Source organism: Streptomyces phaeochromogenes (assembly GCF_001418655.1).
GTDB lineage: Bacteria > Actinomycetota > Actinomycetes > Streptomycetales > Streptomycetaceae > Streptomyces > Streptomyces phaeochromogenes.
Window position 1 is genome coordinate 1 of record NZ_LIQZ01000099.1, and the last position, 26,794, is coordinate 26,794.

Annotated in this window: 26 protein-coding genes; 22 read left to right on the plus strand and 4 right to left on the minus strand. The window is 67.6% G+C overall.

Going from position 1 to position 26,794, the window contains the following annotated elements; genetic code table 11:
• The 5 genes from AOK17_RS14260 to AOK17_RS14280 all read left to right on the plus strand — a co-directional run.
• A partial coding sequence (locus AOK17_RS14260) for a ferredoxin (RefSeq protein WP_342671507.1) occupies positions 1-774 on the plus strand: 774 nt, incomplete at its 5' end.
• A gap of 25 nt (positions 775-799) precedes the next feature.
• On the plus strand, positions 800-2,047 hold the full coding sequence (locus AOK17_RS14265) for a cytochrome P450 (protein ID WP_055612811.1): 1,248 nt from the start codon (positions 800-802) through the stop codon (positions 2,045-2,047).
• 176 nt (positions 2,048-2,223) lie between these two features.
• Positions 2,224-2,592 carry an SH3 domain-containing protein gene (locus AOK17_RS14270; RefSeq protein WP_055612812.1) on the plus strand — a complete coding sequence of 123 codons (369 nt, stop codon included), beginning with the start codon at positions 2,224-2,226 and terminating at the stop codon, positions 2,590-2,592.
• 239 nt (positions 2,593-2,831) lie between these two features.
• A complete protein-coding gene (locus tag AOK17_RS14275; RefSeq protein ID WP_055612813.1) occupies positions 2,832-3,653 on the plus strand; it encodes a LamG-like jellyroll fold domain-containing protein in 822 nt (273 codons plus the stop codon).
• Between the two features lie 325 nt (positions 3,654-3,978).
• A complete protein-coding gene (locus AOK17_RS14280) occupies positions 3,979-5,397 on the plus strand; it encodes an ATP-binding protein (RefSeq protein ID WP_055612814.1) in 1,419 nt (472 codons plus the stop codon).
• Between the two features lie 1,294 nt (positions 5,398-6,691).
• Here AOK17_RS14280 and AOK17_RS14290 read toward each other — a convergent pair.
• From AOK17_RS14290 to AOK17_RS14300, 3 genes are all read right to left on the minus strand, one after another.
• Positions 6,692-7,213, minus strand: a complete 522-nt coding sequence (locus AOK17_RS14290; protein ID WP_055612815.1) for a hypothetical protein — start codon at positions 7,211-7,213, stop codon at positions 6,692-6,694.
• A 1,069-nt stretch (positions 7,214-8,282) separates the two neighbouring features.
• Positions 8,283-9,521 (minus strand): helix-turn-helix domain-containing protein, encoded by a 1,239-nt coding sequence (locus AOK17_RS14295; protein WP_055612816.1) that lies wholly within the window; start codon positions 9,519-9,521, stop codon positions 8,283-8,285.
• Positions 9,518-9,838 carry a putative quinol monooxygenase gene (locus AOK17_RS14300; RefSeq protein WP_055612817.1) on the minus strand — a complete coding sequence of 107 codons (321 nt, stop codon included), beginning with the start codon at positions 9,836-9,838 and terminating at the stop codon, positions 9,518-9,520. Before AOK17_RS14300 ends, AOK17_RS14295 begins: the two co-directional genes overlap by 4 nt.
• 191 nt (positions 9,839-10,029) lie before the next feature.
• On the opposite strand from AOK17_RS14300, the gene AOK17_RS14305 reads away from it, so the two are divergent.
• From AOK17_RS14305 to AOK17_RS14380, 17 genes are all read left to right on the plus strand, one after another.
• On the plus strand, positions 10,030-10,359 hold the full coding sequence (locus AOK17_RS14305) for an SCO3933 family regulatory protein (protein ID WP_055612818.1): 330 nt from the start codon (positions 10,030-10,032) through the stop codon (positions 10,357-10,359).
• A 2-nt stretch (positions 10,360-10,361) separates the two neighbouring features.
• Entirely contained in the window at positions 10,362-11,702 is a 1,341-nt protein-coding gene (locus AOK17_RS14310) for an FtsK/SpoIIIE domain-containing protein (RefSeq protein ID WP_055612819.1), read from the plus strand.
• A gap of 72 nt (positions 11,703-11,774) precedes the next feature.
• Positions 11,775-11,945, plus strand: a complete 171-nt coding sequence (locus AOK17_RS51275) for a hypothetical protein (protein WP_169801926.1) — start codon at positions 11,775-11,777, stop codon at positions 11,943-11,945.
• 79 nt (positions 11,946-12,024) lie between these two features.
• Positions 12,025-12,672 (plus strand): DUF2637 domain-containing protein, encoded by a 648-nt coding sequence (locus AOK17_RS14315; RefSeq protein WP_055612820.1) that lies wholly within the window; start codon positions 12,025-12,027, stop codon positions 12,670-12,672.
• 20 nt (positions 12,673-12,692) lie between these two features.
• Positions 12,693-12,878, plus strand: coding sequence for a mobile element transfer protein (locus AOK17_RS14320; protein ID WP_055612821.1), 186 nt, complete (start codon positions 12,693-12,695; stop codon positions 12,876-12,878).
• A 13-nt stretch (positions 12,879-12,891) separates the two neighbouring features.
• Positions 12,892-13,236 (plus strand): hypothetical protein, encoded by a 345-nt coding sequence (locus AOK17_RS14325; RefSeq protein ID WP_055612822.1) that lies wholly within the window; start codon positions 12,892-12,894, stop codon positions 13,234-13,236.
• Positions 13,237-13,328: 92 nt separating this feature from the next.
• Entirely contained in the window at positions 13,329-13,511 is a 183-nt protein-coding gene (locus AOK17_RS14330) for a hypothetical protein (RefSeq protein ID WP_055612823.1), read from the plus strand.
• A 5-nt stretch (positions 13,512-13,516) separates the two neighbouring features.
• Positions 13,517-13,687: a hypothetical protein gene (locus AOK17_RS51280; protein ID WP_169801927.1), complete on the plus strand. Its 171-nt coding sequence runs from the start codon at positions 13,517-13,519 to the stop codon at positions 13,685-13,687.
• Positions 13,688-13,743: 56 nt separating this feature from the next.
• The gene (locus AOK17_RS14340) at positions 13,744-14,385 is read left to right on the plus strand and encodes a DNA methylase (protein WP_245697153.1); all 642 of its coding nucleotides are present in this window, start codon (positions 13,744-13,746) and stop codon (positions 14,383-14,385) included.
• On the plus strand, positions 14,382-15,779 hold the full coding sequence (gene repSA / locus AOK17_RS14345) for a replication initiator protein RepSA (protein ID WP_055612826.1): 1,398 nt from the start codon (positions 14,382-14,384) through the stop codon (positions 15,777-15,779). The genes AOK17_RS14340 and repSA overlap by 4 nt, the downstream gene beginning before the upstream one ends.
• A 2-nt stretch (positions 15,780-15,781) precedes the next feature.
• A complete protein-coding gene (locus tag AOK17_RS14350) occupies positions 15,782-15,991 on the plus strand; it encodes an excisionase family DNA-binding protein (RefSeq protein WP_055612827.1) in 210 nt (69 codons plus the stop codon).
• Entirely contained in the window at positions 15,991-17,115 is a 1,125-nt protein-coding gene (locus AOK17_RS14355; RefSeq protein ID WP_055612828.1) for a tyrosine-type recombinase/integrase, read from the plus strand. Before AOK17_RS14350 ends, AOK17_RS14355 begins: the two co-directional genes overlap by 1 nt.
• A 389-nt stretch (positions 17,116-17,504) precedes the next feature.
• The gene (locus AOK17_RS14360) at positions 17,505-17,837 is read left to right on the plus strand and encodes a hypothetical protein (RefSeq protein WP_055612829.1); all 333 of its coding nucleotides are present in this window, start codon (positions 17,505-17,507) and stop codon (positions 17,835-17,837) included.
• Entirely contained in the window at positions 17,834-18,646 is an 813-nt protein-coding gene (locus AOK17_RS14365) for a DUF6907 domain-containing protein (RefSeq protein ID WP_055612830.1), read from the plus strand. Before AOK17_RS14360 ends, AOK17_RS14365 begins: the two co-directional genes overlap by 4 nt.
• On the plus strand, positions 18,643-19,452 hold the full coding sequence (locus AOK17_RS14370; RefSeq protein ID WP_055612831.1) for an RNA polymerase sigma factor: 810 nt from the start codon (positions 18,643-18,645) through the stop codon (positions 19,450-19,452). Before AOK17_RS14365 ends, AOK17_RS14370 begins: the two co-directional genes overlap by 4 nt.
• Before the next feature lie 8 nt (positions 19,453-19,460).
• A complete protein-coding gene (locus AOK17_RS14375) occupies positions 19,461-20,351 on the plus strand; it encodes a hypothetical protein (RefSeq protein ID WP_055612832.1) in 891 nt (296 codons plus the stop codon).
• Between the two features lie 87 nt (positions 20,352-20,438).
• Positions 20,439-22,556: a cell division protein FtsK gene (locus tag AOK17_RS14380; protein ID WP_055612833.1), complete on the plus strand. Its 2,118-nt coding sequence runs from the start codon at positions 20,439-20,441 to the stop codon at positions 22,554-22,556.
• A 148-nt stretch (positions 22,557-22,704) separates the two neighbouring features.
• Here the strand turns inward: AOK17_RS14380 and AOK17_RS53560 are convergent, their stop codons facing one another.
• Positions 22,705-26,769, minus strand: a complete 4,065-nt coding sequence (locus AOK17_RS53560) for an NlpC/P60 family protein (protein ID WP_055612834.1) — start codon at positions 26,767-26,769, stop codon at positions 22,705-22,707.
• Positions 26,770-26,794: the final 25 nt, after the last annotated feature.

Consider the following 26,794-nt stretch of genomic DNA (forward strand, 5'->3'; position numbering starts at 1 on the left):
GACAGCCGCATTCCTCCCCTCCCTCCGTCCGAGTGGCCCCCGGTCCTGCGGTCGCTCCTCGCGGACTCCCAGGCGGACGGTCCCGGCCGGGAGAACCTGTTCGGCACCCTCGCCCACCACCCGGCACTGGCTCACGCCTGGCTCTCCCTCGCGCGCGTACTCACCCACGAGGGAACACTCGGCCACCGCCGACGCGAGCTGGTCGTCCTGCGCACCGCGCACCGGCTCGACGCGGCGTACGTGTACGAGCGGCACCGCACACCGGCCGCGCAGGCAGGGCTGACGGCGGAGGAGATCGCGGCCACGGCGGCCGACCCGCAGACCCATCCCTGGGCGCCGGAGGAACTCGTACTCCTCCAGGCATGCGACCTGCTCGCCGCGAACGCGCCTGTCTCCGACGGACTTTGGGACGGGCTGGCCCGGGCGCTGCGTCCGGAGCAACTGGTCGAACTGCTGGTCCTGACGGGCCAGACCGCCACGATGTGCACGGCCCTGAACGTCCTGCGCACGCCCTCCGACGCCACATCCTCCGACGCCACATCCTCTGACTCCGCGGTCCGGCAGCGGCGACACCTCACCGTGAGCCTGGACAGGGAACGCTGCTGCAGCGCGGGCCAGTGTGTCGGTGCGGCGCCGGAGGTGTTCGAGCAGAGCGAGAGCGATGGACGCGTCGTGCTGCTCGTCCCGGAGCCGGACCAGCAGCACGCGGCCGATGTGCGCCTGGCCGCGGACCTGTGCCCCAGCGGCGCAATCACTCTCGTAGACACCCCCTGAACGCCACCAGGAGACAGCGCAGTCGATGACGACCACCGAGTCCCCCACGTCCACGCTCACGCCCACGACCACGCCAAGGGAGGCGGTCAACCTCCCGTCTCCCTACGGGAGTTGCCCGTTCGACCCGCCTCCCGCCTACGTGGCCGCCGCTCGCGAGGGAGCTGTCACCCGTGCCGTACTGCCGGACGGGACGGCGGCCTGGCTCGTGACCGGCTACGAAGAGGTACGGGCGGTCCTGGCGGACCCCAGGTTCAGCGCCGACGCCCGGACCCCCGGATTCCCGTTCCTCTCTCCCGGACAGCGTGAACTGGCCACCGCCAAGCCCAGCTTCATCCGCATGGACGACCCCGAACACGCCCGGCTGCGCCGCATGGTGACCAAGGACTTCCTGGTCAAACGGATCGAGGAACTGCGCCCCGGTATCCAGGACATCGTCGACAGGGCGGTGGACCGCATGACCGAGGGCCGCACGTCGGCGGACCTGGTGGCCGACTTCGCCCTCCCCGTCCCGTCGCTGGTCATCTGCCTGATGCTCGGGGTGCCGTACGAGGACCACGACCTGTTCCAGTCGCTCAGCCGTACGCTCCTGGACAACAACTCGACACGGCAGCAGGCCGAAGAGGCCCACGCCCGTTTGATGGGCTACCTGGCCGAACTGGCCGAACGCAAACGCCGCCACCCCGAGGACGACATCCTCAGCCGCCTCGCGGCACGCGACGACCTGACCGCCCAGGAAACGGCATCACTGGGCTTCCTGCTCCTGGTCACCGGCCACGAGAGCACGGCGAACATGACGGCCATCAGCGTGCTGGCCCTACTGCGCCACCCCGACCAGACGGCCCGCCTCCGCGCCGACCCCGGCCTGATCCGCGGAGCCGTCGAGGAACTCCTCCGCCATCTCACGATCATCCACCTAGGCCTGGGCCGCGCGGCCACGGAGCCCGTGACACTGGCCGGCGTGACGATCCCCGCCGGCGCCGGCGTCATCTGCATGCTCTCCACCGCCAACCGAGAGGAGCACCTGTTCACGGCTGCCAACGGCACCGCTCCAACGGCCCTCGACGTCACCCGAGACGCCCGCCGCCATGTCGCCTTCGGCTACGGAACCCACCAGTGCCTGGGCCAGACCCTGGCCCGGGTCGAACTCCAGATCATCCTCACCACCCTGCTCCACCGCCTGCCCTCACTTCGGCTCGCGGTGCCCCCGACCCAACTCACGTACAACCAGAACAACATCGTTTATGGGCTTCGGGCTTTGCCGGTGGCTTGGTAGGGCCTTGGCCGGCGCATTCGGCTGGGCTGCGGGCAGACCGAGCATCACCCGGTCGGAGTTCTGCGTCTGCCCTGTTGAACAGCCGGGATACGAGGCGATGGCCAGAAACGATCTTGATACGGCTGTGGCCGCCGGGCTTGAATTGGGCGTTCTCGCCGGACGAAGGATTGGAAGTCATGCGTCTGTCCCTGAAGGTCGCAGCTGTCGCCGTATCCACCCTTGGTGCGATGGGGGCCATGATCGGTCCTGTCAGCGCCGCATCCGCGACCGAGGTTGCCGAGAAAGCTTCCGTGACCGCGGCCAGCTGCTACGCCTACAACCGGTCCGGAACGACGCTGAACGTGCGGAGCGGAGCCGGCACCAGTTACTCGGTCGTGGGGACCATCGCCGCCGGTGGCCGTCTTCCCTGCGGGAGCCTCGGGGAGGGCTCCGCGAACGGTCAGACCTACACCGCTTGCGGTGGAACGGACAATGACTGGAAGACGGTTCGGATCAACGGCCGCGACGGTTGGGTTGCGGCGGAATGCGTGGCGCTGGGCGCCTGATCGTGCTCCGCAGCCGCGGTGCGGGTTGCGGTGCGCCGCCTGCCAGCGAGTCGCCATCGAGCTGGTCGACGTGATCAGACGCCATCCTGCAGCACCCCGGTCGTACTCGGTTGCCTCGAAGCTGAGTCGATACGTGATCCGCACGGTCGGAACTCCTTGCGCTTGAAGGAGTGAGACTGGAAGATCACTCAGGATTTGACCAGGTTCTTCAACTTGACCAGGTTCTTCAAAGGGGGGGCATGTACGACAGATATCGCGCCGCGTTTGTGGGGTTAGGCGCCGTCGCGCTCGTGTTCACACTCGGTACGCTCCCTGGCGCCGCCTACGCGGTCGGCCAGGGGAACGAAGCCCGGGCCGAAGAGACGTCGCCGAGTCGGGAGGGCTACTGGCCCTTGGAGGAGGCGCCCGGCGGAACCGCTCCCAATGTGGAGCCCGAGGGCCTGCCGCTGACGTTGAACGGCGATGCGTGGATCTACCGCAACGAGGACATCTTCGGAGATGCCGCACTGGTTGGTCTGGGCGATCTCAGGCTTGACGGCGACGGTGACTGGGCGGCGACATCCGCGGCACCGGTCGGTGGGGACGGGAGCTTCACTCTCGCCGCCCGCGCTCGCTTGGCCGCAGCCGACGACAGGACACAGACCGTCCTGTCACTCCCGGGCTCCAACGCCGACCGCATCGCGATCCGGTACCAGGCGGCAAGCGGGGAATGGGAAGTCGTGGTGTCCACCGAGGACAAGGCGAATGCTTCGCAGGTGGTCATCTCCGACGAGCAGGATTTGCCCGGTGAAGGTCCCTACGGCGTGAGCGACCACTTGGCCGTCGTATTCGACGCCCCTGCCCATGAGCTTCGCTTTTATGTGAACGGGCAGCTGACCATCAAGTCGACTGCCGTGGACACGACCTCCTGGACGGCCTCGGGCGGTCTTCAGGTGGGCCGCTCGGCGATCCGCGGTGAGTACTTCCAGGGCACCGTGGACGAGGTGCGGGCCTACTCCGGTGCTGCGAACCAGACAATGATCAGCCAGATGGCCTCCCTGACGGGACTCCCTGACCTCTGAGATCCAGGTGGGCCGGCCGGATCCATAGGTCGTGAAGCCCACCCGAGATACCTGGCTCTACCGGGGACTGGTGAGTCGAGTCTCCCCACTTCGGGAGCGGCAGCCCGTGCGCCTGGTGGCCTCCATCGGCTGCCGCCGACCGCTGCGGCTCGCTGATACCAAAGGCCCCGGACCATGATCGGTCCGGGGCCTTTGGTTTGGGTGCCCCGGCATGATTCGAACCTGCGACACCAGTGGCATCTCCCGGCTTCCATTTGACTAACGAGCATGTTGCTAACATTGATGTTAGTCCCTGCGTTGTTTATTAGGCCTGGAAGGCAACGGCATGGCAGATTTCGTGGGCAGGCGGCACGAGCTCGAGGTGCTGGATCGCGAGCTGGGCAAGGTGACGGCCGGGGTCGGTGGGGAGCGGCCCGGGCGGTGCGTGATGCTTCGAGGGCGCCGCCGGGTGGGCAAGTCGCGCTTGGTGGAGCGATTCGCCGAGAGGTCCGGTGCGCCGTTCCTCTTCTACGCGGCCACAGGGGCGTCGTCGGGGGTGGATCTGGAGCGGCTCAGCCAGGATGCGCAGTCATCCAGCCTTCCGCTGGCGAATCTACTGTCGGCGGCCCGCCCGGCGAGTTGGGACGCCGCCTTCGACGTACTGGCGGCGGCACTGCCGCACGACCGGGCGAGCGTGGTGGTCATGGATGAGGTGCCCTATCTGATGGACGCGGAGGGCGCCTTCGAGGGCGTACTTCAGCGGGCCTGGGACCGAGTGCTCGAGACGAAACCGGTTCTGCTGGTTCTCATCGGCTCCGACCTGTCGATGATGGAGGCGCTGAACGACTATGGACGCCCGTTCCACCAGCGCGGACGGGAGATGGTGCTGGGTCCGCTCAACCCGGCGGAGGTGGGCGAGATGCTGGGCCTCGACCCCGCCTCGGCTTTTGATGCGGCCTTGATCACCGGTGGATTGCCGCTGATCTGCGCAGAGTGGACGCACGGCGCCGGGATGTGGGAGTTCCTGCAGGCGGCACTCAGCGATCCGGTCTCGGCCTTGCTGGTGTCGGCGGAGCGCTCGCTCGCCGCGGAGTTCCCCCAGCAGGTCCAGGCCCGCACCGTCCTCTCGGCGATCGGCAGCGGTGAGCGGACATTCACCAATATTGCCCGCGCCGCCGGCGGGATCGGGGCGACCCCGCTACAGCGGTCGCTGACGATACTCACGGACAAGCGGGTGATCGCGGCGGAGCTTCCCGTGTCGACGCGACCTTCGAAGGACCGTCGCTACCGGGTCGCGGATCCGTACCTCCGTTTCTGGCTGAAGCTTCTGGGCCCGGCGATGGAGGAGATCGAGCGGGGCCGGGGCGACCTGACGCTGCGGCGCATCCGCGAGAACTGGACCAGCTGGCGCGGCAGGGCCGTTGAACCTCTGGTGCGCGAGGCGCTGGCACGGCTGCTGCCCGACGCGAACCTGCCCGCCGCCCCCGCCATCGGCGGCTACTGGACCCGTACCAACGACGTGGAGATCGACGTCGTGGGAGCGGACCGCGCGCCGATCGCCAAGGAGCTGTTGTTCGTCGGCTCGGTGAAGTGGCTGGAGAACTCCCCGTTCGACCGGCATGATCTCGCGGCGCTGCACCGACACCGCGCCGCGCTCACGCCGGCTCCCGTGCCAGTGATCGCGCTCTCGCGCAGCGGGACCGACTGCGCGGGGCTCGACGCCGCGTACGGCCCGGCGGAACTCCTCGCGGCGTGGTCCTCCTGACCATGCAGGAACACGCGTGGGTGTCAGGTGTTCATGGCCTGTCGCCCCAACTCGGGTCGGTCGAGACTCGGGTCGGTCGAGCCTCCGGCCCACCGCGACGGTGACGTCCTCCCGCTCACGCAAACGGCCCCGGATGACGAGTCCGAGGCCGAGAAGTGCCTCCCTGGGCGAGAAACCCCAGGTCGGCGACTACTGCGTTGTGCCCCCGGCAGGATTCGAACCTGCGACACCCGCTTTAGGAGTTCGATCCGACGCCATCAGTGGGCGGCTCCCGCACGGCTTGCGCTGACACCTACGGCTGCCCGGAGCCGCTGGCGTCCGGTGCTGTTGATGTCAGTTCTGGATGTCAGGTGCCTCGCCTTGTTCGACTACGGGCGACGGTAGACGGCAGGGTCGGTTCCGGATGCCGGGGCCCGGGACAAATCCAGATAACACGGATAGTCGGGGTCGCCCACCTCCATGGATACGAACTGATCAACGTCGTGCTTAGCGAAGCGATGGAGGTACTGCAAGAAGAGTTCCAGCTCATCGCCAGAGAGAGGTTCGTCGTGTCGGTCGTTTCGCACGCCCTAACCCTACGGCTGGCCTGGGTGACATGGCCGCTTCGTGCTGAAGCAACTCGGGGCGCTGGCTGTCCTAGGGCTGCTGTGTCTGTCACCTGGATTGATGGTCTTAGAGGCCGCGTAGCGCCTCGTATAGGTCTCCGTAGGCGGTCCAACAGTCGATGCTGCCGTCGTCGTACAGGCTGCCCATGTACCAGTCATCGTCATCGATGGGCTTCACGAGGCACAGGCCGTGGAAACCAAGAACGATCTCTGGATGCAAAATTTCGTGGGCTCCAGGGCCAGCCACCCATTTGACCGCCCGGTCGGAGTTCAGGACGACAGCTTCTTGATCCCCGGACACGTCACGGATCTGCTGGAGGGTCCATCGCGAGGGCAACGGGGCGTCTGTCACTCCCAGATGGTCTCACCAGCCATCGTGCATCACCGCTTTAGGAGCGAGGTGGGGCGATCATGTGTCTGACCTGCTGATTCTCTACGCTGGGCGAGGTGCGGTCCGGCGGTCTCCTTCTTACCCCGAGTCCCCGTGAGTCCCCGTCCGTTCTGGCACGAGAGTGGCACGGCCCGAGGACCGTGCCACAGCTCCTCGATGCGAACTACGGGCACGAAGTCCGCTGAGGTCGCCCGACCTGGTCACGAGGGTGGCAACGGTTCGGGACAGTCGCCTGCGGTTACCACGGTTGCTGTACTTCTCTGCGGTACGGCAGCCGGTGTATCCCCCGCTCGATAGGTCAGCTCGGGTGCGAGCGAGTGATCACCTGCTGGAAGTTCAGCTTGGGCTGCAGGGCCTTCACCATCGCCCGCTGGAGATCCAGCTTGGGCTGCAGGGCTTCCGCGATGATCCGCTGGAAGTCCACCTTCGGCTGCAGGGCTTCCGCCATCACCCGCTGGAGATCAAGCCTCGGCTGCAGGGCCTTCACCATCGCCCGCTGGAGATCCAGCTTCGGTTGCAGGGCTTCCGCGATGATCCGCTGGAAGTCCACCTTCGGCTGCAGGGCCTTCACCATCGCCCGCTGGAGATCCAGCTTGGGCTGCAGGGCTTCCGCGATGATCCGCTGGAAGTCCAGCCTCGGCTGCAGGGCTTCCGCCATCGCCCGCTGGAGATCAAGCCTGGGTCCGATCGAGCCGAAGAGAATCGGCTGCTCGTCTGCCGCCGGCGCAGTCATCTGCGCCAATGCGACGCTGTACGGGATGTCTTCGGAGCGGGCGCGCTTCCTAGCCCTCTTCTGCGCTGTGCTCTGCTTCTTAGGCACGGCACTTTCCTTCCCACGGGCCCCATGCATCCGTCAGACGTTTGCCGTGTCCGAACAGGATCGAAGAGCACGGGCCCCGAGAGACCTTGGCCGTCGTAGCCATTCGCGGCATGGGCGCGTGGCAGCGGCTCGGGCGGTGCGTGTCCAGCCCTGCAACGATCAACGCATGACGCGCCATTAGTTGTCAAGCCCCACAGGGATTTGACAGTTCCTCAACCCAACCACTTGGTGAGCCTGCCCACAGGTCGGGGGAGAGAGTTTGAGGTCTGGTGATCTGCGGGGCGAGAGCATGAAAGGGGGCCATTAAACTTGACCCAATGGAGAGGGCTAGTTGCCCTCACCGTACGGAGTAGGCACTCGGCCCCCTTTCTTGCTCTCGGAGGGGCCCCGCAGGTCAGCAGACCTTAAAGTCTCGGAGCGACCGCCCCAGCCCCCTCCGATCCCGCCCCCTCACTGCCCGCAGCATCCGGCAGACCTCAGCCGTGGCGTACCTGCTTTTTGATCCCAAAGCGTCGGTTGGTCCTGTGGCGGATCATGCGTGCTGGCCATGCGGCAGTGCCTGCCCAAGGTGGGGCCTGGTGCTCGTGGATGGGCGGGGAATCAGGATCGTTCCGGTGCATCGGCCCTGGTGTGCCAGAGCGTGCAACGGGGCCACCCCGGGGCAACCTTGGGTGGCGCGGGGCCGGGGGCCGGGGCGCGCGGGCCGAAGGCAGGAGCGAAGCCCCGAGCCCCCGAGCCCGGCGCCGGCCCGCAATGCGGGCCGGTGGGGTGTGAGACCCGTAAGCGGCGGCTAGGAAGCCGGGAGGCCAGCGCAACCGGATGCCGAAGGCAAGAGCCCCCCGTCATGGTCCCGTGGTGCTGTGGGCCATGTGCCGAGGGGCTGTGGTGCTCCCGTTGTGGTCGGTGGAGCGTGTGGGAGCTGAGGGCTTCCATGGTGGTGCGGTGGTGCTCTGTCATCTCATAGTGCGCCACGGCTGAGGTCTGCCGGATGCTGCGGGCAGCGACCCGGCGGGAGTTCCCTCCCCACCCGAAGGGTGGGGCTTGATGAGGTAGAGAAACCTGTAACAGGTCAGCTCACGCCGCAGCGGTCGGCAAGATCCCGAAGTGTCTCGGGCACGCGGCGGCCCGCCAGTTGGATGAGATCGCGAATGACTTCGCGGGCTGAGTGGTGATCGCGAATCTGTTCCGGTGCGAGGGTCTCAGCCTCCAAGAGTGCTGCGGTTGCCTCGCCAACGTGTCGGCGTTGCGCATGCGCCCGTGCCACATCGAGCAGGAAGCGTGATTGGCGCTCGGCTGAGAGGCCACCAGCGTCGACTTCTGCCGCAGTCTCCAAGGCCAGTCCTGCATCCCCCAGCTCCACGGCCGTGCTCACCGAGTGGAGTTTGACGTTTGTAGGGCCGAACTCGGTGTCGAAGTCGTTCCGGTCCTCGCCCAAACGCGCGGCGAGTTCCCTCGCTCGGTTGAGGTGAGCATGCGTTTCAGACCGGTTGCCCTCGCGCGCATTGATCACGGCTAGCACAAGGTTCATGGCGCCGAGAAGGGACAGCTCCTCTGCAGGGCAGGCGGGATTCTCCGCCCGTGGGCCCAAGACTTCGACTGCTGATCTCGCGGCCTGTTCAGCCTGGTCCATGTGCTGCTGGCGCATGAACGCATGAGCCATGCGAAAGAGGCTGGCCACTACCTCAAGAGGCTGGCCGGCCATCTCGGCTGCCTGCAAGGCCCGGTCTGCGGCTACCCATGCAGCATCAGCCTGATCCTGCCGAGTAAAGCTCGCTGCCGCTGCCTGGTAACTGCGGGCTCTCAATGAGTGCAGCTCGACTCGATCCGCCGCCGGCGCGTGGCGTACTGCAACTTCGATGTCGGGGAGCAACTTGACGAGATGGTCACTCAAGGCTGCAAAGCTCGATGCGTGCACGTACTCCCACGCCTGGTCGACGAGTTGGCGAAACTCGGCAAGGGCGGGCGTAGGGGAACTCGGTCCGAGATCGAACAGGCTGCCCAAGGCAGGGTGGCCCGTGAGGGCGACGCGCAGGCCGTCGAGGTCATTGCTTTCGGGTGCCGGCGTCTCGTCCACATGGTCCGCCGGAGACGGGGGCGCGTCGGGCCGAACGTCTCTCACCGATGCGCCCAGTGCATCAGCGAGCGCCTGAAGGATTGCCAGACGCTCAACGGGTTGGACTCCGCGTTCGACCTGGGAAACCCAGCTTTCGGACCGGCCCATGGCGGTAGCGAGGTCGGCTTGCGACATGCCTGCCGTCCGCCTAAGTTCCTTGATCCGCTGACCGGTTGTAGGCAGTTGGGTACTCACTTCGTGGCTCCGTGTGGGTACTTCCCTGCGTATGGCTCAAGCCAGTCCACATCGGTCTTCTCGACGTACCGGGTTCGCTCGCTGAGGAATCGAACCGTGTGCGGCTGACGCTCATGCTCGTCGAACGCTGCTCGATCGGCGTAGATCTCGAAGAAGATCCGCTCATCAGGAGCTCCCTCGACCTTGTGGCAGGCGTAGACCAGGGTCCCTGGCTCGTTCGCCCGGATTCCCGCTTCGGTCTCCTTCACCAGCGTGTCAAAAGCGTCGCCCATACCCTCACGCAGGGTGAATCGGACGAAGAGTGCGAAATTTCCCATAACTCCTCCTTCTCTCCCTCGCTAGTCTCGCAGACTCAGAGTTTTGCTGCTAGTCGCAGCTTTTCTGTTGACCCGCAGAAAAACTGCGAGTAGCTTCGGAAGAGTCGGAGAACAGCGCACCCCGGACTGCGTGCCATCCGCCAAGATCACAACGCAGCCCGGGGCTCATCCCACAAGGGGAGAACTCCATAATGCCGTCCTTCAAGATTGACCTTTCGACCGCGATCGTGATCGTGGCGACTGCCCCTGAGGCGAAGCTCGTCGACAAGCGCACGGGTGAGCGGGCCGTGGACCGGGACACCGGTGCGGGCCTGTCCACGGTGGGCCTGGTCATCTCCGACGAGGGAGAGGGCAACCTCTACAAGGTCACCGTTCCGGAGACCGGTTACCCCGAGGGTCTCCAGCCGGGTGCGATCGTGCGCGTGGTCGGCCTCAAGGCCCGTGACTGGGAGAACGAGTTCAACGGCCAGAAGCGCCACGGCATCTCGTTCCGCGCGGTCGCGATCACCCCGGCGGCCTGATCATGACCGACCTGACGATGTGGCTGGAGGCGACCGGTGCCTTAGCGGGTGCCGGTGGTCTCGGCTACGCGAAGGTACGCGCTCCTCGCGTGTACTGGTCGCTGGTCGGGATGCCGGTCACGTGGGGCCGGTTCACCTGGACGTATCGGTCCACGATGGAGGTGTGCGGTCTGACGGTGCAGCCGTCCGGCATGCGTGCCTTCATGACCCGCAACCTGGCTCGCCGTGAGGTGCGCCCGGTGGCTGCGAAGGTCCGTAGGGTCCGGGGGACCTCGACCGGTCTGCGGGTCACCCTGCGTCTGCCCGCCGGCCTGGAGCCTGCCGACATCGCCGCCTCCTCCGAGCGCCTCCGCCATGCCTGGGGAGTCCGCTCGGTCACCGTGGCAGAGACCAAGCCCGGGTATGTCGAACTACGGATGACCGGCTACGACGTCCTGGCGCGGGTCAAGATGCCGCGCAAGGCTCAGCCTCGTGACCTGGTCGTTCCGGTGGCACTGCGCGAGGACGGTTCAGTCTTCGAGCGGGACTACCGCAAGGTCCCCATGGCCCTGACGCTGGGCGCGACGCTGTCCGGCAAGTCCGTCTATCAGCGCAACCTGATCAAGGGACTGGCTCAGTTGCCGGTGGGCCTGATCGGGATCGACTGCAAGCGTGGTGTCGAGCATGGCCGTTACGCGCCCCGGCTGTCGGCGTTGGCGACCACTGCGGACATCGCCGGGCAGTTGATCGATGCGCTGGTCACGGAGATGGAAGACCGCTTCGATCTGTTGGCCCTGTACGGGGTCTCGGACCTGTGGGAGCTGCCGGAGCACCTGCGGCCGGTACCGCTGGTCGTACTGATCGACGAGGTGGCAGAGCTGTTCCTGGTCACCTCGAAGAAGGATGAGCCGGCCCGCGACCGCACGGTCATGCAGCTCGTGCGACTGGGGCAGATGGCCCGTGCGATCGGCATCTATCTGGAGGTGTGCGGACAGCGATTCGGCTCCGACCTTGGCAAGGGCGCCACCGCGCTGCGTGCCCAGCTCACCGGCCGTGTGGTGCACCGCGTCAACGACAAGCAGACCGCCGACATGGGCTTGGGCGACATCGCCCCGGACGCGGTGGTCGCGGTGACCGCGATCGCTCCGGACCGCCCCGGGGTCGCGGTGGCCGGTGACACCTCCGGCGGCTGGTCCCGTATCCGCACCCCCGAGACCACCCCGGACGAAGTAGCAGCCGTGTGCCGCGACTTCGCGCACCTCACCCCGGACCCGCCGTTCCTGGCACCGTTCCGACCCATCAGCCGGACCGTGCCGCCGATGCCGGCCGCACCGCCGCGAGTGATCCCGCAGCAAACCCCCTGATCCTCGCCCCACCCACCGCACGTGCGCCAAGTCCCTACCCCAGCCATGCCGAAATCCGAAAGGAGATCACTCATGGCCCGCAAGACCGCCAAGCCCTCTGCCAAACCGTGCTCGCCCTGCGGTGGCACCGGCGAGGTCTCCCGGACCGTCCGCGTCGGCCGCAAACAACGGCCCGTGGGACAGCAGACCGGCATCTGCCTGAACTGCCTGGGCTCCGGCGAACTCCCCGCCGACGACGACTGAAACCCGCCCGGGACCGGGCGGCTGGACACCTTCCCCGCCCCGTCCCGGCCCAACTCCCTGCGAACGGAGGTGAAGACCCGTGACCCGCACCACGCGCGTGGACGTCGTCCTGATCGTCCTGGCCCTGATCGCCGGTTCACTGTCCTTCGCTCATCTGCACGACCTTGCCGAAGCGGCCGGACAGACCGGTTGGAAGGCCTGGGCCTACCCCGTCTCTGTTGATCTGCTTCTGGTCGCCGTGCTGCGCCGGCTGCGCATCGACCAGTCGGCATCGGCCTGGTTCTGGTTCCTGATCGCCCTGGTCGCCTCGCTCGGCGCCAACATCGCCACCGCCGGGGTCCTCGACCTGGAACACGTCCCGGCCTGGCTGCGGATCCTCGTCGCGGGCTGGCCTGCACTCGCCTTCCTCGGCGGCACCCTGCTCGCTCACCAGCCGACCCCCGCGCCGGACTCGCATCCGATTCCTGAGCCCTCGCGAACCGTGGTCGCGGTCGACCGCCCGGCAGTGCCCGACCCCGAACCGCAGAGCACCGCTCCTGAGCCCGTTCCGGCCCTGCCGGAAGCCGCTCCGGCCGTGAGCGTCCCTCCGGCGCTGGTCGACCACGCGCGCAAGGTCGCTGCCGAGCACCACGCCCGTACCGGGACGGACATCGACACAGCCACGCTCCGCGCCCGTCTCAGCATCCCGGAAGACCTCGCCGGCGCGATCGCTGCCCAACTCGCCTGACAGACAAGGAGGTTCAACCCGTGCGCCCGAACCGCTTCTACGACGTGATCCGCATCGGACCGGTCAAGGTCGGCACCTTCAACAGCGGCCGTGGCCAGACCCGGCACACCGCCGCGTGCACCTCCCCGGGCTGTGGCTTCTCGACCGAGCACGGCAACCGGTCGGCCGCTGAACTCGCTGCCCGCACCCACCGCTGCCCGGCCTGAGGAGGACCGACTCATGCAGTTGCCTGATGAGCAGTTCCGCGCCGGCCACATCCCGACCGAGGTGTACCGGCAGATCCCGCCCGGCACCGACCTGCGCAAAGTCGTGATCGTGCAGGAAGCGCCCCGCTCCTACGCCGGGCCCATCTTCCTCGTCCTCGCGAAAACCCTCGGCGCTGTTCTGGTCCTGGTTGTGATCGCCTTCGTGGTCCAGATCATCGCCGCGTCCATCGTCGCGGTCCTGTCGGCGAGCTGCGGTATCGGCTACACGCTCAGCCGTGGCTCCGCCAAAAGCGGCTCCCGCGCCCCTCGCCGACGCTCCACGCCGGTCCGGTCCAAGAGCCGGTACCGCTCCAAGTAACGCCCTCCGGGGCGGCCTCTACCGCCAAGTATCCGCCGCCCCGGAGGGCTCCACCACTTCCCGATCTTTCGACCCGAAAGGGCTCAACCATCATGCCTCAGCACGACTCGAACCTGCCCGTCTGCCGGGACTGCGGCGGCTTCCCCGTCGTCTCGATCGCCATCGGCGCGCGCCACCGCGACGGCTCCCGCGCCCTGCTCCGCGTCGTCTGCCGCGCCTGTGACGGCACCGGTCACACCGTTCCCGCCGCCGACTTCGCGCGCGCCGGGAAGTGACCGCCGTGGCTCTCCTCAACTGGCGCTCGCCCGAGCACTACGACCCCACCGGCGACCAGCCGTGCGTGATCTGCACCAAGCCCACCCCGCTGCGCTCCGACCGGGGCAAGCCGGTCCACAAGGTCTGTGCCGAGGACTGGATCGACCGCCACACGCCGAAGGAGGACGACCAGTGAGCGCCCCTGCGCGGCGGCGCGTGCTGGATCTGTTCTCCTGCGCCGGCGGGGCGGCCATGGGCTACCACCGCGCCGGGTTCGAGGTCGACGGCTGCGACATCGCAGACCGCCCCCGCTACCCCTTCGCCTACCACCGTGGCGACGCGCTCGAATACCTCGCCCACCTGATCGCATCCGGGGACATCGAGCGCTACACCCTCGTGCACGCCTCCCCGCCCTGCCAAGCCGGCTGCGCCCTCACCGTGGGCACCAACCAGTCCCAGGGCTGGGGCGAGGTTCACACCGACATGGTGGCCCCCACACGAGAGCTGCTCGACGCCACCGGCCTGCCGTACGTGATCGAACAGCCCAACGGCAAGGCGGAGATCCGTAAGGACGTCAGCCTGTGCGGCGTGATGTTCGGGCTCGGCGTTTTCCGGCACCGCAACTTCGAACTCGGCCGCTGGTCCACGCCCAAGCCCCGGCACGTCAAGCACGACGGCTACGTACGCGGCTGGCGCCATGGCGTCTACCGCGACGGCCCGTACATCGCCGCGTACGGCGACGGCGGCGGCAAGGCCACCGTGCCGGAGATGCAGACCGCCATGGGCATCACGTGGACCGACGTCCACGAGGAACTCACCGAAGCCATCCCCCCGGCCTACACAAAGTGGATCGGCCACGCCTTCCTGACCATCCGTCAGGAGGTGTTGGTGTGAGCGACACCGCCACCCCGGCGGGTCTCGACCCGGCCACCCTCACCGACGTGCTGAGGGTGGCCGGCGCCGACGACTTCGACCGCTGGGAGGAACAGATCCGCCGCACCGGCGGCTGCTCCGACCCCATCCGCCTCACCGGCGCCACGAAGACGATCGATCCGACGACCAAGACCGTCCTGCACGCGTACACGACCGAACACGAGCCGGGCGGCATGCTCCGCATCGCCTGCGGCAACCGCCGCGCCTCGCGCTGCCCGTCCTGCGCCTGGACCTACGCCGGCGACACCTACCACCTCATCCGCGCCGGACTCGTCGGAGACCCGGCCAAGGGCACCCCGCACACCGTGCGCAATCACCCCCGGGTCTTCGCCACCCTCACCGCCCCCTCGTTCGGACCCGTCCACAACCGCCCGGCGAACCGGCCCTGCCGCTGCGGTGCACGGCACGCCGACGATGCCCGGGAACTCGGCACCCCGCTCGATCCGATGACGTACGACTACGCCGGCGCGGTGCTGTGGAACAACCACGCCTCCGACCTGTGGCGCTACTTCACGATCTACCTCCGCCGCGAGGTCGCCAAGCGGGCCGGCCTCACGCAGAAAGACGCCCGGGAACAGTCCCGGCTGTCGTTCGGGAAGGTCGCGGAGTACCAGAAGCGCGGAGCCGTGCACTTCCACGCGGTGATCCGCTTCGACGGACCGGATGGGCCCGACTCCCCGCCCCCGCACTGGGCAAGCATCGCTTTACTCACCGACGCGATCCACACCGCTGCTGCTCGCGTCGCGGTCGACGTCCCGCCCGCTGGGGATGAGCCGGCCCGCACCCTGCGGTGGGGCACACAGCTCGACGTGCAGCCGATCGGCGCGTTCGGCAACGGCGAAGACCTCACCGAACAGGCCGTCGCCTCCTACGTCGCCAAGTACGCCACCAAAGCCGCCGAGACCACCGGCACCGTCGACCGCCGGATCGGCAACAAGGAAGCACTCGTCCTCCTCGGCGTGCCCGACCATCCTCGCCGGCTGATCGAAGCCTGCTTGGACCTGCACGCCCTCTACCCGGAACGGAAGCTCCGGGACTGGGCTCACATGCTCGGCTTCCGCGGCCACTTCTCCACCAAATCCCGCCGCTACTCGACCACCCTCGGCGCCCTCCGACAGGTCCGCGCCGACTATCGCGCAGCCCAGCAACGCGAAGCGCTCGGCCTGCCCGACCCCGACGACAACCCGGAGGCGACCACCCTCGTGCTCTCCCACTGGACCTATGCCGGCCATGGCTACACCCCCGGTGAATCCTGGTTCGCGGCCAACATCCACAGGGACATCCAACTCAACCGCGAGACCGCGCGCGAAGCCTTGGCCGGTATGTCGGATCTTGAGACGGTGGGGGAGTGGTGACCATGGATCGACTGCTCACCGTGAAGCAGGTCGCCGAAGTGCTCGGCACGGGTGTCCGCTTTCCCCGGCGTCTGATCGAAGAGCGCCGCATCACCTTCGTAAAGGTGGGCCGAAACGTCCGTATCGCGGAAAGCGTGCTGGCTGACTACATCGCGGAGCACACCGTTCAGCCGGTGTCCGTTCGGCCTGGCACGCTGAGGAGGGTTGCCTGATGGCGAACAACCAGGGTAGGCGTCGCCGGTTCGGCTCCGTCCGTCAGCTCAAGTCAGGTCGCTGGCAGGCTCGTTACCGCGATCCGAACACGGGCCAGCTCCGCAGCGCAGAGGAGACGTACGCGACCAAGACAGATGCGGACGTCGCGCTGACTCACATCGAGGCGGACATCACACGTGGTCGGTGGTCCGATCCCGATGCGGGCAAAGTCCACTTCGGTGAGTACGCCACGGCGTGGCTCAAAGATCGCAAGCTGGCTGCCCGTTCGAGGGAGCGGCACGAGTCGGTGATCCGGCTGCATCTGCTGCCGACCTTCGGTGAGCGTCCGCTGTCCTCGATCACGACGGGACAGGTCCGGTCCTGGCGCACGGCGTGCCTCACGCGGACCGGTGAAGCGACCGTGGTCAAGGCGTACCAGATCATGCGCGCGATCCTGAATACGGCCGTTGACGATGAGCTGATCCGCCGCAACCCGTGCCGGATCAAGGGTGCCGACCGCTACGACGTCCCTGAGCGTCCGACCCTCACGGTGGCTGAGGTGTTCGCCGTGGCTGACGCGATCGCGCCGCGCTACCGGCTGCTCGTCCTCCTGGCCGCGTTCACCGGCCTGCGCTTCGGAGAGCTGGCATCGCTGCGCCGGCGGGATGTCGACTCGGAGAATTCCGCGCTCATGGTCCGCCGCTCACAGGCAGAAATGCAGACCGGAGCGCTCTTCGACAAGGCGCCCAAGTCGGATGCAGGGATCCGGCCGGTGGCCTTCCCGACCGAACTCCTGCCGGACGTGAAACGCCACCTCGACGGCTTCGCCGGATCCGGCCGTGATGGTCACGTCTTCCTCGGTCCCCAGGGCGGACGGCTGCGCCGAAGCAACTTCCGGGACGACTGGATCAAGGCGCGGACAACGGCGCGCATCACCGCAGACGTGCACTTCCACGATCTCCGGCACACAGGGAACACCCTCGCCGCGTCGGGGGCGAGCCTGCGTGAGTTGATGACCAGGATGGGTCATAGCACGCCCCGGGCAGCGCTGATTTATCAGCACGTGGTCAGCGGCCGTGACCGTGAGATCGCGGATCACCTCGGCTCGATGATCCGCAAGACGCGGGGCGATGTGGATTCCTAGGCGACTTTGTGGCACGGGCGTGGCACGGCCGTGATCATACGAAAGGGCCAGTTCGAGAGGATCAAGCCTCTGAACTGGCCCTTAGTCGTGTGCCCCCGGCAGGATTCGAACCTGCGACACCCGCTTTAGGAGTCCGTTAGAGGGGTGCCTGTGACGTGCGTCGATGGTCGCACAGGGCTGCTGACCTGCGGGTTTGGGTGATTTGGTATCAGCCCGTATTAGTCCGCATCGGTGTCTCGTGTGTACGGGATGTGTACTGCCAGGGGTGTTGCACGTAAGCACCGCATGTTGTTAACTGGCACCAGCTCCTGATGAAGGAGCGGCCCCAACCCGGTGTGTCACCACCGGCAAGGGGCCTACGGAAACCCTGCTCACACAGGAGAACCGCTATGGCTCAGGTTGCCACATGCAAGCCCACCGCCGACCACGTTCTGAACACCCCGCTTGAGGACCTGCTCGCGGAGTTCGACATCGAGCTGACCTTCTGGGCGGTCGACGAGCCGGACTTCACCGGCGTCGCGGTCGTCAAGCGGGACCAGGTCCGCTTCATCCTCCCCGAGGGCCGTTGCGACGCCGAGCGCGAGATCGTCGTGCGGGCCATGCTCGGCCAGACCTTGCACGTCGACCTTCCCGACCTGCCGGAGCCCTTCCAGCTGTCGGAGTTCGACACCGACGGCAACCCGCACCTCGTCAACCCGAAGCCGCGGGGGGGTCAGGCGTGAGCAACGAGGACGAGCGCGCGCAGAAGTTCGTTGAGCGCCACTTCCCGGTGACCGCCGCGTTCCTCGCCGCCGAGCGCGGCGAGGGCCCGGCCCCGGTGTACGGGCCGACCGGGCTGCAGAACGCCCACGACGACCAGCCCGAGCCGTATGTGACGGTCCGCGTCGACTATCGCGTGTCGCGGTTCGAACTGTTCGCGGCGCTCGCGGCCGGCTACGCCACGTCGAACGAAATGCAGGACCCGGACGGCATGACCGTCCAGCAGATCCGCTACGACGTCGAGGCGCAGCTGTCTCTCATGTCGTGGCGGGACATGGAAGACCTCGTCGAGTCGGTCGCCGGACAGATCGAGCAGGGCGAACACCCGGAGCAGATGCAGGCCCTGAAGCGGGCCATGGACCGGGCGTATCCGGTCGCGCCTGCACCGGTCCGGCCGTCCCGTACCGGAGGCGACACCGTCACGGTCGACACCGTTGACCACGGCCCGGTGACGCTCGATGAGCCGTTCTGGTGCCTCGGTGTGCATCCTGCCGAGGCGTACCGGGAGGACATCGTCCATGAGGGCGAGGAGTCTCCGCTCCTGGTCGACACGGCGTGTCACGGGCAGGTTCGTATCGCGGTCGCCTCGCTGGTGCAGCGGCCGTTCTCGCCCACCGACGCGAGTGTTTCGGTGGCGGTCGAGTTCGACGAGCAGCACGAGTACGACGTGGCCGGCCTCTCCGACCTGGCCGACAACCTCGTCGCCTACGCGGTCGGTCCGCTCCATCAGTTGATCGAGCGTCTCACGCTGCTCGAAGGAGACGAGTCGTGAACGCCACCATCGAGGAGCAGTTCGCCGACATCTACCGCAACTACTACGGGCAGCTGGTCCTGTGGCTGAGGTACCGCCTGCCGGCGAGTCTCAGCAGCCAGGCCGAGGACTTCGCGCAGGAAGCCTGCGTGAGCCTTCTCCAGTACTTGCGCAAGGGCAAGTCGGTGCAGGCTCCGGGCGGTCTGCTGCGGAAGATGGCGCAGCGGAGGGTCTGGGAGCAGCAGGCGTTGCACTCCAGTCAGCATTCGTTCGTCACGGACCTGAACGATCCGGCGTCCGTGGCCCTGGACGGCCTCAAGGCGCACCGGTACGCGGCGGGTGACCCGATGCTGGCGATGATTGCCGCGGAGCTGGAGACCGCGCACGAGCGGATGGAAGAGGCATCCCAGCGGTGGCGGGCGCTTCACCGCAAGGTCTCGTCTCTGCGGCCCCGTGGTGCCCCGTCCACTGACCCGGCGCGGGTCGCGCGGACTGAGGCGCGCATCGTTGATGCCCGTCTGCAGCGCGATGAGGCCCTGGTCGAGTTACAGGAAGCCTGCCGTGTCGTCGGCCAGCTGCGAGGTGAGCTGGAGTGCGCCGGGGGCGGCAGCTGGCGGTCGTGCAGTGGCTGGCCGCCAGCCCGCTACATGGGCGGCAAGCGGCTCGACGGTGTCGCCTCCGACCCGACAGCCAAGCACTGCTCGTTCGGGCACCGACTCGACGACTTGGAGCGGGTGAGCTTCCTCGCGGACGGCACCCGTACCTGCCGCGACTGCTCGAACGCCAAGGGCTCGAAGAAGTCCGCTTCCCTCACCCCTTCTATCTAGGAGACCCCGTGAAGTTCCGTACCGAGACCCGTAGAAAGCCCGTCGAGCACACCGTCGGCGGCATCACGCACACGGTCGACAAGCCGTACCAGGTGCGGACTCCGGTCCTGCCGGCCGACTGGGATTCCCGCGCCATCAAGGCCGCGTCCAGCCTGGTCCTGGCGCTCACCCTGGTCGCCGTCGTCTGGTCGACGATCAGCATCGGCAGCCTGCTGCAGGGCGGATCCGGATATGCGGCAGCGGCCGTGTTCGATGTGTCCTGGGTGACGGTGCTGTTGCTGGAGTGGATGGCCCGCTTCGACCCCGGCAAGCGCGAGTTCGCCCGGAACCTGGGCTTCGTCCTCGTCGGCGTCACCGCGGGCGCCATCTTCTGGCATGGCATGCTGCTCGGCTCCGTCGCCATGGCGGTCGTGGGTGCCGCGGTGTCGGTCATCGCGAAGGCGCTGTGGATGGCGATCTTCAAGCACGTCGAGAAGCCTCTGTCCGACGCCGACCGGCAGTGGGTCGACGCCGAGATCTCCAAGGCGAACGCGAAGCTGGCCGTGGCCGGTGTGCGTCGTCGGGTGGCGGTCGCCGAGGTGCAAGCCCGTGCGGAGATCCTCGCCGCCGAGCGGCTGCTGAACGAGCTGGACGACCAGGCGAACACGGCCGAACAGATCACTGTGGATGTTATCCACGGCGAGAAGGACCTTCCCCCTCTGACCAGCCCGAACAAGGTTCGCGAGCCTGCCGAGCCGCTGCCGTCCATCACCGAGTTGGCCCGCGCACAAGTCACGGCCGGCGCCTCCAACAAGGAAGCCGCCGAGGAGATCCTCCGCGTCCGGCCCGACGCCAAGCCCGAGTCCGTACAGGCGACCGTCCGCCGAGAGGCCCGCCGGATCAACGGCCCATACCTGTAGCCCCGCCCCGGGGGCGGCCACGCAACCGCCAAGAAGCCGGCCACCCCCGGGCCTCCCATCCCTCCGCAGAGAGAAGGAACTCCCAGCATGACGGACATCAGCAGCCGTCCGACCGTCGAGGTAGAGAAGGCACCCGAACCGGTGTCGCTGACCAAGCCCGAACCGGTCGCTGAACAGGCCGAACACAGTTCGGTACGCCCCCGGCGCCGGGTACGCATTGACCACCTTCGCCGGGCCGTCGTCGAGACCCGCAGCAACCCCGCCTACCGGTGGACCGTCCGCCACGGTTCCTATGTCGTGGGCGGTACCCGCATCCTCACCCGACGCACCTGGGACGCCCGCACGACCGCCCGGCACGAGCGCTTCATGCGCATCGCCGAAGCCTCCGGCAACGAGGAGACCGCCCGCGACTGGGAGCAGCGCGCGTACATCTTCCGCATGGCTCGGCACCGCCGCCGGATGGAGCTCCTGCAGCTGGCCATCAACGCCCCGAAGGCCATCGCCATGGGCGCGGCCGGCGGGGCGGGCATCCTGCTGATGCTCGGCATCATGCTGGCGTGGGCGAACCACGACGTCTCCGACGTTCTGACACCCATCCGGACCGTAGTGGAGCTGGTCGGCTGGGCTGCGTTCATCGCAGGCGTCATCTGGGATCCGCTGCTCGCGTCGCTGCCGTTCCTCGCTGTCGCCGGAGTGTGGGCGGTCGGCCGGAACCAGAAGACTGCCCCCACGTGGGCGCTGCCCGTCGACGGTGATGCGCGGGACGTCGTGCCCGACGAGAACGCCATCATGCGCGCTCTGGGCAAGCTCGGCATCCCGCCGCTGAACGCGGCCCTCAAGGAAGGGTGGAAGCCCCGGTGGGTACAGCCGTCGACCCGTTCCGGGAACGGGTGGCACGCGCAGATGCAGCTCCCCGAGGGCGTACCCGTCGAGATGATCGCCGACAAGAAGAAGACCCTCGCGCACAACCTGATGCGCAAGCCGATCGAGGTGTGGCCGACCGAGCCGCGCGACCAGGCCGGCGTACTGGACCTGTGGGTCGCAGACCCCGGCGTCCTCACCAAGCCGGTACCGCCCTGGCCGCTCCTCACGGAGGGAACGACCGACTTCTTCAAGGGTGTGCCCGTCGCGCTCAACGCCCGCGGCGAGCAGGTCATCGCGCGGCTGATGGCTGCGAACTACCTGATCGCCGGAATCATGGGTTCGGGTAAGTCGTCGCTGGTCGTCGCCCTGCTCCTCGGCGCGATGCTTGACCCGCTGGTCGAGATCGACGTGCACGTCCTGGCGTACAACAGCGACTACGACCCGATGCGGCCCCGCCTGCGGAGCCTGGTCAAGGGCGACGACACCGAGCACGTGGTTGCGGCCATGGACACGCTCCGTGCCCTGGCCGGAGAGGTGTCCCGCCGCGGGCAGGAACTGGAACGCCTCGGCACGGACACCAAGGTCACTCGCGAGATGGCGGAACGCGACCCGTCCATGCGGCCCCGGATCGTCGTATTCGACGAGGTCCACGAGCTGTTCGGGCACCCGGAGCACGGCAAGGAAGCCAAGGAACTGGCGCTGAAGGTCACAAAGAAGGCCAGGAAAACGGCCATCATGCTGATGTGGATCACCCCGGATGCAGATGCAGCCAGCCTGCCGCGCGGGATCTCCAAGACCGTCTCCCACCGGGTCGCGTTCGCGATCAACGACCACCAGGGAAATGACGCGATCCTCGGCACCGGCATGCACAAGAACGGCTATTCGGCGACCACCCTCGTCGCAGGTGAAGACGTCGGCACCGCCATGGCCGCGGGCTTCGGGAAGACCCCAGGGCTGATCCGCTCCTACTACGTGCGGAAAGAGGCAGGCATCGACGAGGTGACCCCGGTCGTCGAGCGGGCGATGAAGGCGTACAAGAACGAGGAGGGCGTGTTCGAGGTGCCCACGTTCGCTCCCGTCGACCCGCTCGCCGACATCGCGGCCGTCCTCGGACACGAGACGAAGATGCTCACGATGGACATGCTCCGCGGCCTTCAGGACCGCAATCCGGTGGCCTACGGCAGCTGGTCGTTCCGGGATCTCAAGGCCGTCCTCGACGACGCCGGACACGGCACCTACAAGACCGGCGGCGGCAAGATGCACGTCAGCCTCGACCGGATTCTCGACGCCATCGCCGCCCGGGACGACGTCCTCGACGACGAGGGAGGCACTGAAGACTGAGGGAGATCTCCCTCACCGCCTCCCTCCCTTGCCTCCCTGTACATGACCTGCAGAAATGGCCAGTCAGGGAGGCGAGGGAGGCGGCAGCGAAGGGGGAGCCCCACGGCCCGTAACGGGTCTTGGGGCTCCCCCTTTTTGCTTCCCTCCCTCAGCTGGCGTTGATGACCTGGATGAGCTGCTGCTGGTGGTCCTGGACGCGGACGTCGATGAAGTCGCCGAGCGCCCCTTCCTTGGCGTGCAGCTCGACAACGACCGGAGCCTGACCCGCACCGCGGCCGGCCATCGACGTCAGCGCACTCGCCTGCCGGCTGGTGAAGACGGGCTCCGGGCGTCCCGTCCCGTTGTAGGCGAGGTTCAGCCCGGGCTCGAGGTAGCCGCCGCTGTCGAAGCTGCCCGGCTTGAAGCCGTACCAGTCGGTGAACAGAGACGAGTTGTAGCCGCGGGCCCGAGGGCCGACCACCACACCGTCGCCGCCGCGGGACTCCACCTTCGTCTTGCCGAGCGTTCCCGCCGTGTGCCCGACCCCGGCATTGGTGATGCCGACCTTGAACGCCGACGCCCCGTTCTTCACCCAGCCGGGAGGGGCGGTGTTCCCGGAGAACGCTCCGGTCGCCCAACGGCGCCGGTTCGGCTTCTGCCCGCGGAGCACATTCTCGATGGCGGACATGAACCCGGAGCAGTCGAACCCCTTCGGCCCGACACCGCCCCACAGGTACGGCTTGCCGGCCTGAGCCTTCGCCCACCGCGTCGCGGCCTGAACCTTCGGCCCGCCGAGCCCGCCGCCACCCTTCTTGTCGGCGTCCTTCGAGTAGCCGAAGAGCGCATCGATCATCTTCGTGGGAATGCGGCGGATCATCTTCCCGAAGCCGGTGTCCATGCCCGGGAACGACTTCAGCAGCGGGTCGACGACGTTCTTGATACCGGCCCGCGCCGACGCGGCGAGGGTGTCCTTGAGCCAGCCGGCCCCTTCCTTGATCTTGTTCCAGGCCGCCGAGCCGACCCCGGCAACCTTGTTCGCGGCCCCGCCGATCCAGCCGAAGATGCCGCCGTCGGCGTACTTCAGGGTGGTGTCTGTCCGTGTCATCGGGTTGCCGCCGAACACGGGGGCGAGCGCAGACTTGACGCCCTGCACACCCTTGCTCTTGGCGATCGAGTTCATGGCGCCGACGAAGCCCGAGCCGACCGCACGCGTCCACTCCGGCCGCATGATCGCTTCGCCGCCCGACAGCTCCAGGCCGCCACCGGTCGGGGAAACGAACTTGTGGACGTCCTTACCGGGCGTGTAGCCCGGCATGACGCCGCCCGAGGCGAACTTGAACGCCTTCAGCTTCGTCGCACCGAACGCCCCGGCGACAAGATTCCAGACGTTGCGGAGGCCGTTGTTGTAGACGACGTCCACGACGTACTGCACCGGCTCCTTCGCGACCCTCTTGAGGCCGTCCCAGGCCGTCTTGATGCCCTTGCGTGCCGAGTCGAACGCGCCAACCATCCGGTCCCGCAGGAGGCCACCCCAGCCGGGGATCGTCTTCGTGAAGAAGTCCCGGATCGGGTACAGGACGTTGCGCTTGATCCAGCCCCAGGCGCTGGAGATGCCCTCTTTCATCTTGTCCCAGTGCTTGATCACCCACACGACGCCCAGGCCGACCGGCCCACCGAGAGCCCCGATGATCCACGGCCAGTTCCTGCCGACCCAGTCGAGGACGTATTGGAACGCGGCAGGGATCTTCTCGGTGAAGAACCGCACGAAAGGTCCGGCGAACCAGTCGATGACTGCCTTGCCGGCCGTCTTGATGGCATCCCACACGGCCTTCACGGCGTCGCGGAACCATTCGCACTTCGTCCACAGCAGGAAGATCGCCGCAACCACGCCGACGATCGCGAGAATGATCCAGCCCCACGGGCCGGAGAACACCGACAGGGTGAACAGACGCATTGCTCCTGTCGCGAGCAGCATGATGCCGTTCCATAGCAGCATTCCGAGGCGCCACGCGTACATCGCCAGGACGATCCCGTAGATGCCCTGGATCACCCATGGCGCGTTGTCGGCTACCCACTTCACGCCCTTGGCGAGGATTCCGAGCACTTGCAGCGAGATGCCGCCGATCGGTCCGAGCGCCTGTCCGACAGACAGGAACGCGCCCGCAATGTTCTTGATCGTCTCCCACACCTTCGGGCCCATCTCCGAGGAGTAGGACAGGAAGTTCTCGAACTCCGGCGACCCCTTCAGGCCCGTGCCCCAGTCCGCGAAGCGGCCCGTGATGCGCTGCATCGTGCCGGAGATGTCATCCATGTGAGGCAGGAAGCCGTCGATGATGCCGACCATGCCCTTGAAGATCCGGCCGAAGGAGATACCCATACCGGTGATCGCGGGGCCGACCGACGTGTCGAGATCCTTCTTGAACGACTTCCACCAGGGGCTCTTGAACCCCGCCGAGGCACGGTCCTGCAAACCCTTGATGGCGTCCGCGGCCCCCAGCACGATCGGCTTCAGGCCCGGCAGAGAGTTCTTGAGGCCGTTCAACGCCCTCGTGAAGATGGGCATCACGGCCGGCTGCAGGCTCTTCGACCACTCGCTGAACGCCGACTTCAGGCCGACGTAGGCGTTCATCGTGTCCCTGGCCGCCGGTGTCAGCTTCGCCAGCTCTGCCTGGTACTTGGCCTGCGCCGCGGCGGCAGCATCCACACCGCCCGTCGTCTGCTGCTGAGCCTGCTGCAGCTGCCGCTGAGCCGACGCCGCGGACTCCGCAGCCGACACCTGCGCCTCGCCCACACCCCGCTGGGCGTCCGCGATGCGCTGCTGAGCCTCGGCGATATCCGACGCGTTCTGGGTCGCGGTACGGGACTGCGCTGCCTGCGCATCCGACAGATCCCGCGTCTTGTCGGCCACCGACTCCTGAGCCGTAGCCAGCTGCTCCTGGGCGTTCTTGACCGTCGCCGAGCCGTCGACCCCGGCCTTGTTCGCGGCCTTCGTCTCATCCTTCAGCCGCGCCGTCTCGACCGTCTGATCCTTCAACCGCTCGACGGCCTGGTCGTACTGAAGGATCGCCTTCTGCCGGTCCAGCTCCGTCGCGGTCGCACTCTTCAGGACCGCGTCACGCTCGGCCGTAGCTTCCTGCAGCTGGATCTCGGCGTCCCGCTGAGACAGCACCGAATCCGTCAGCCGGCTGTTGAGGTCCTCAAGCTCCATCGCCGCGGTACGGCGAGCCTGCGTCAGATCCTCCTGAGCCCGCGTCGCGTCCCGCTGAGCGTCCGCCAGCTCCTCCTCCGCGTCCTCGACGGCACGGGCGGCCTGCTGGCTCCTCAGAGACGCCTGAGCGGCCACCTGGGCAGCATTACGGCGAGCCTGAGACACCTGAGCCTGAGCGGCCGCAATCTGCTTGGCACCGTTGCGCTCCGCCGAAGCGACCGCGGACTGAGCAGAGGCGAGCTGCATCGACCGTGACGCGGCCTGCGCTGCCGCCTGCCCGCCCGACGCCGTCGACTGGGTCGCCGCCTCCTGAGCTGCCTTCTGCGCCTGCAGCGTGGAGGCAATGCCCTTGAACGCGGGAATGGCAACCAGGCCGATCGCGCCGAGACCGACACTCGCAGCCACAGCCGCAGCCGCGATCGATCCGAGCCCCGCCAGAATGACGGGAATTGCCGGAAGGATCGCCGGCCCGAACGCCACCCCGGCCGCCCGCAGCGCACTGAAGCCCGCCACCGCCGACCGGGTATCGACGTCGACCGACGCCGTCTGCCCGTCGAGGCGGTTGACCATCGCCTGAAACGCGGCCAGCTGAGCCGACGCCGAGCCCACATCCATACGGACCTGGACGTCCACATCCGACGCCGACAGGCGCTGCAGCCGCTCCTGAAGCCGCGTGATGCGGGCCATGGCTTCGGTCGCGTCGATGTCGACGCCCACTTCGACGTCCCGCAACGTCTGCAGCTGCGCCCGGATCGCCGCGATCTCGCGGTCCACATCCGACGAATCAGCATTGATCTCGACGTCCGGCAGATCCCGGAGAGCAGCCTCGACACGGCCCTTGAAGCTGCGGGCAAAGGCGGACCCGGTCGACTGGCCCTGCCGGGTCGCTGCGGGGAGCGCTGTACGGCCTCCCTGCGTCACACCGTCCCGGATGGACTGCGCAGCCTGCGCGGCGATGTGCCGGCCGATGATCCGGCCGACCTCGTCGCCGACTTGGTTCGCTCCTGGGGTTACTGCGGCCCGCATGCGCCCGGTGAAGCCCCGCGCATCG

What these genes read in the sequence shown, in the direction of transcription:
- AOK17_RS14380 (WP_055612833.1), top strand. Translation starts at nt 20,439, where the DNA reads ATGACGGACATCAGCAGCCGTCCGACCGTCGAGGTAGAGAAGGCACCC.
- AOK17_RS14280 (WP_055612814.1), top strand. Translation starts at nt 3,979, where the DNA reads ATGGCAGATTTCGTGGGCAGGCGGCACGAGCTCGAGGTGCTGGATCGC.
- AOK17_RS14300 (WP_055612817.1), bottom strand. Translation starts at nt 9,838, where the DNA reads ATGGGAAATTTCGCACTCTTCGTCCGATTCACCCTGCGTGAGGGTATG.
- AOK17_RS14360 (WP_055612829.1), top strand. Translation starts at nt 17,505, where the DNA reads ATGGCTCAGGTTGCCACATGCAAGCCCACCGCCGACCACGTTCTGAAC.
- AOK17_RS14310 (WP_055612819.1), top strand. Translation starts at nt 10,362, where the DNA reads ATGACCGACCTGACGATGTGGCTGGAGGCGACCGGTGCCTTAGCGGGT.
- AOK17_RS14265 (WP_055612811.1), top strand. Translation starts at nt 800, where the DNA reads ATGACGACCACCGAGTCCCCCACGTCCACGCTCACGCCCACGACCACG.
- AOK17_RS14325 (WP_055612822.1), top strand. Translation starts at nt 12,892, where the DNA reads ATGCAGTTGCCTGATGAGCAGTTCCGCGCCGGCCACATCCCGACCGAG.
- AOK17_RS14350 (WP_055612827.1), top strand. Translation starts at nt 15,782, where the DNA reads ATGGATCGACTGCTCACCGTGAAGCAGGTCGCCGAAGTGCTCGGCACG.
- AOK17_RS14305 (WP_055612818.1), top strand. Translation starts at nt 10,030, where the DNA reads ATGCCGTCCTTCAAGATTGACCTTTCGACCGCGATCGTGATCGTGGCG.
- AOK17_RS14270 (WP_055612812.1), top strand. Translation starts at nt 2,224, where the DNA reads ATGCGTCTGTCCCTGAAGGTCGCAGCTGTCGCCGTATCCACCCTTGGT.
- AOK17_RS14340 (WP_245697153.1), top strand. Translation starts at nt 13,744, where the DNA reads ATGGGCTACCACCGCGCCGGGTTCGAGGTCGACGGCTGCGACATCGCA.
- AOK17_RS14275 (WP_055612813.1), top strand. Translation starts at nt 2,832, where the DNA reads ATGTACGACAGATATCGCGCCGCGTTTGTGGGGTTAGGCGCCGTCGCG.
- AOK17_RS53560 (WP_055612834.1), bottom strand. Translation starts at nt 26,769, where the DNA reads ATGCGGGCCGCAGTAACCCCAGGAGCGAACCAAGTCGGCGACGAGGTC.
- AOK17_RS51275 (WP_169801926.1), top strand. Translation starts at nt 11,775, where the DNA reads ATGGCCCGCAAGACCGCCAAGCCCTCTGCCAAACCGTGCTCGCCCTGC.
- AOK17_RS14330 (WP_055612823.1), top strand. Translation starts at nt 13,329, where the DNA reads ATGCCTCAGCACGACTCGAACCTGCCCGTCTGCCGGGACTGCGGCGGC.
- AOK17_RS14355 (WP_055612828.1), top strand. Translation starts at nt 15,991, where the DNA reads ATGGCGAACAACCAGGGTAGGCGTCGCCGGTTCGGCTCCGTCCGTCAG.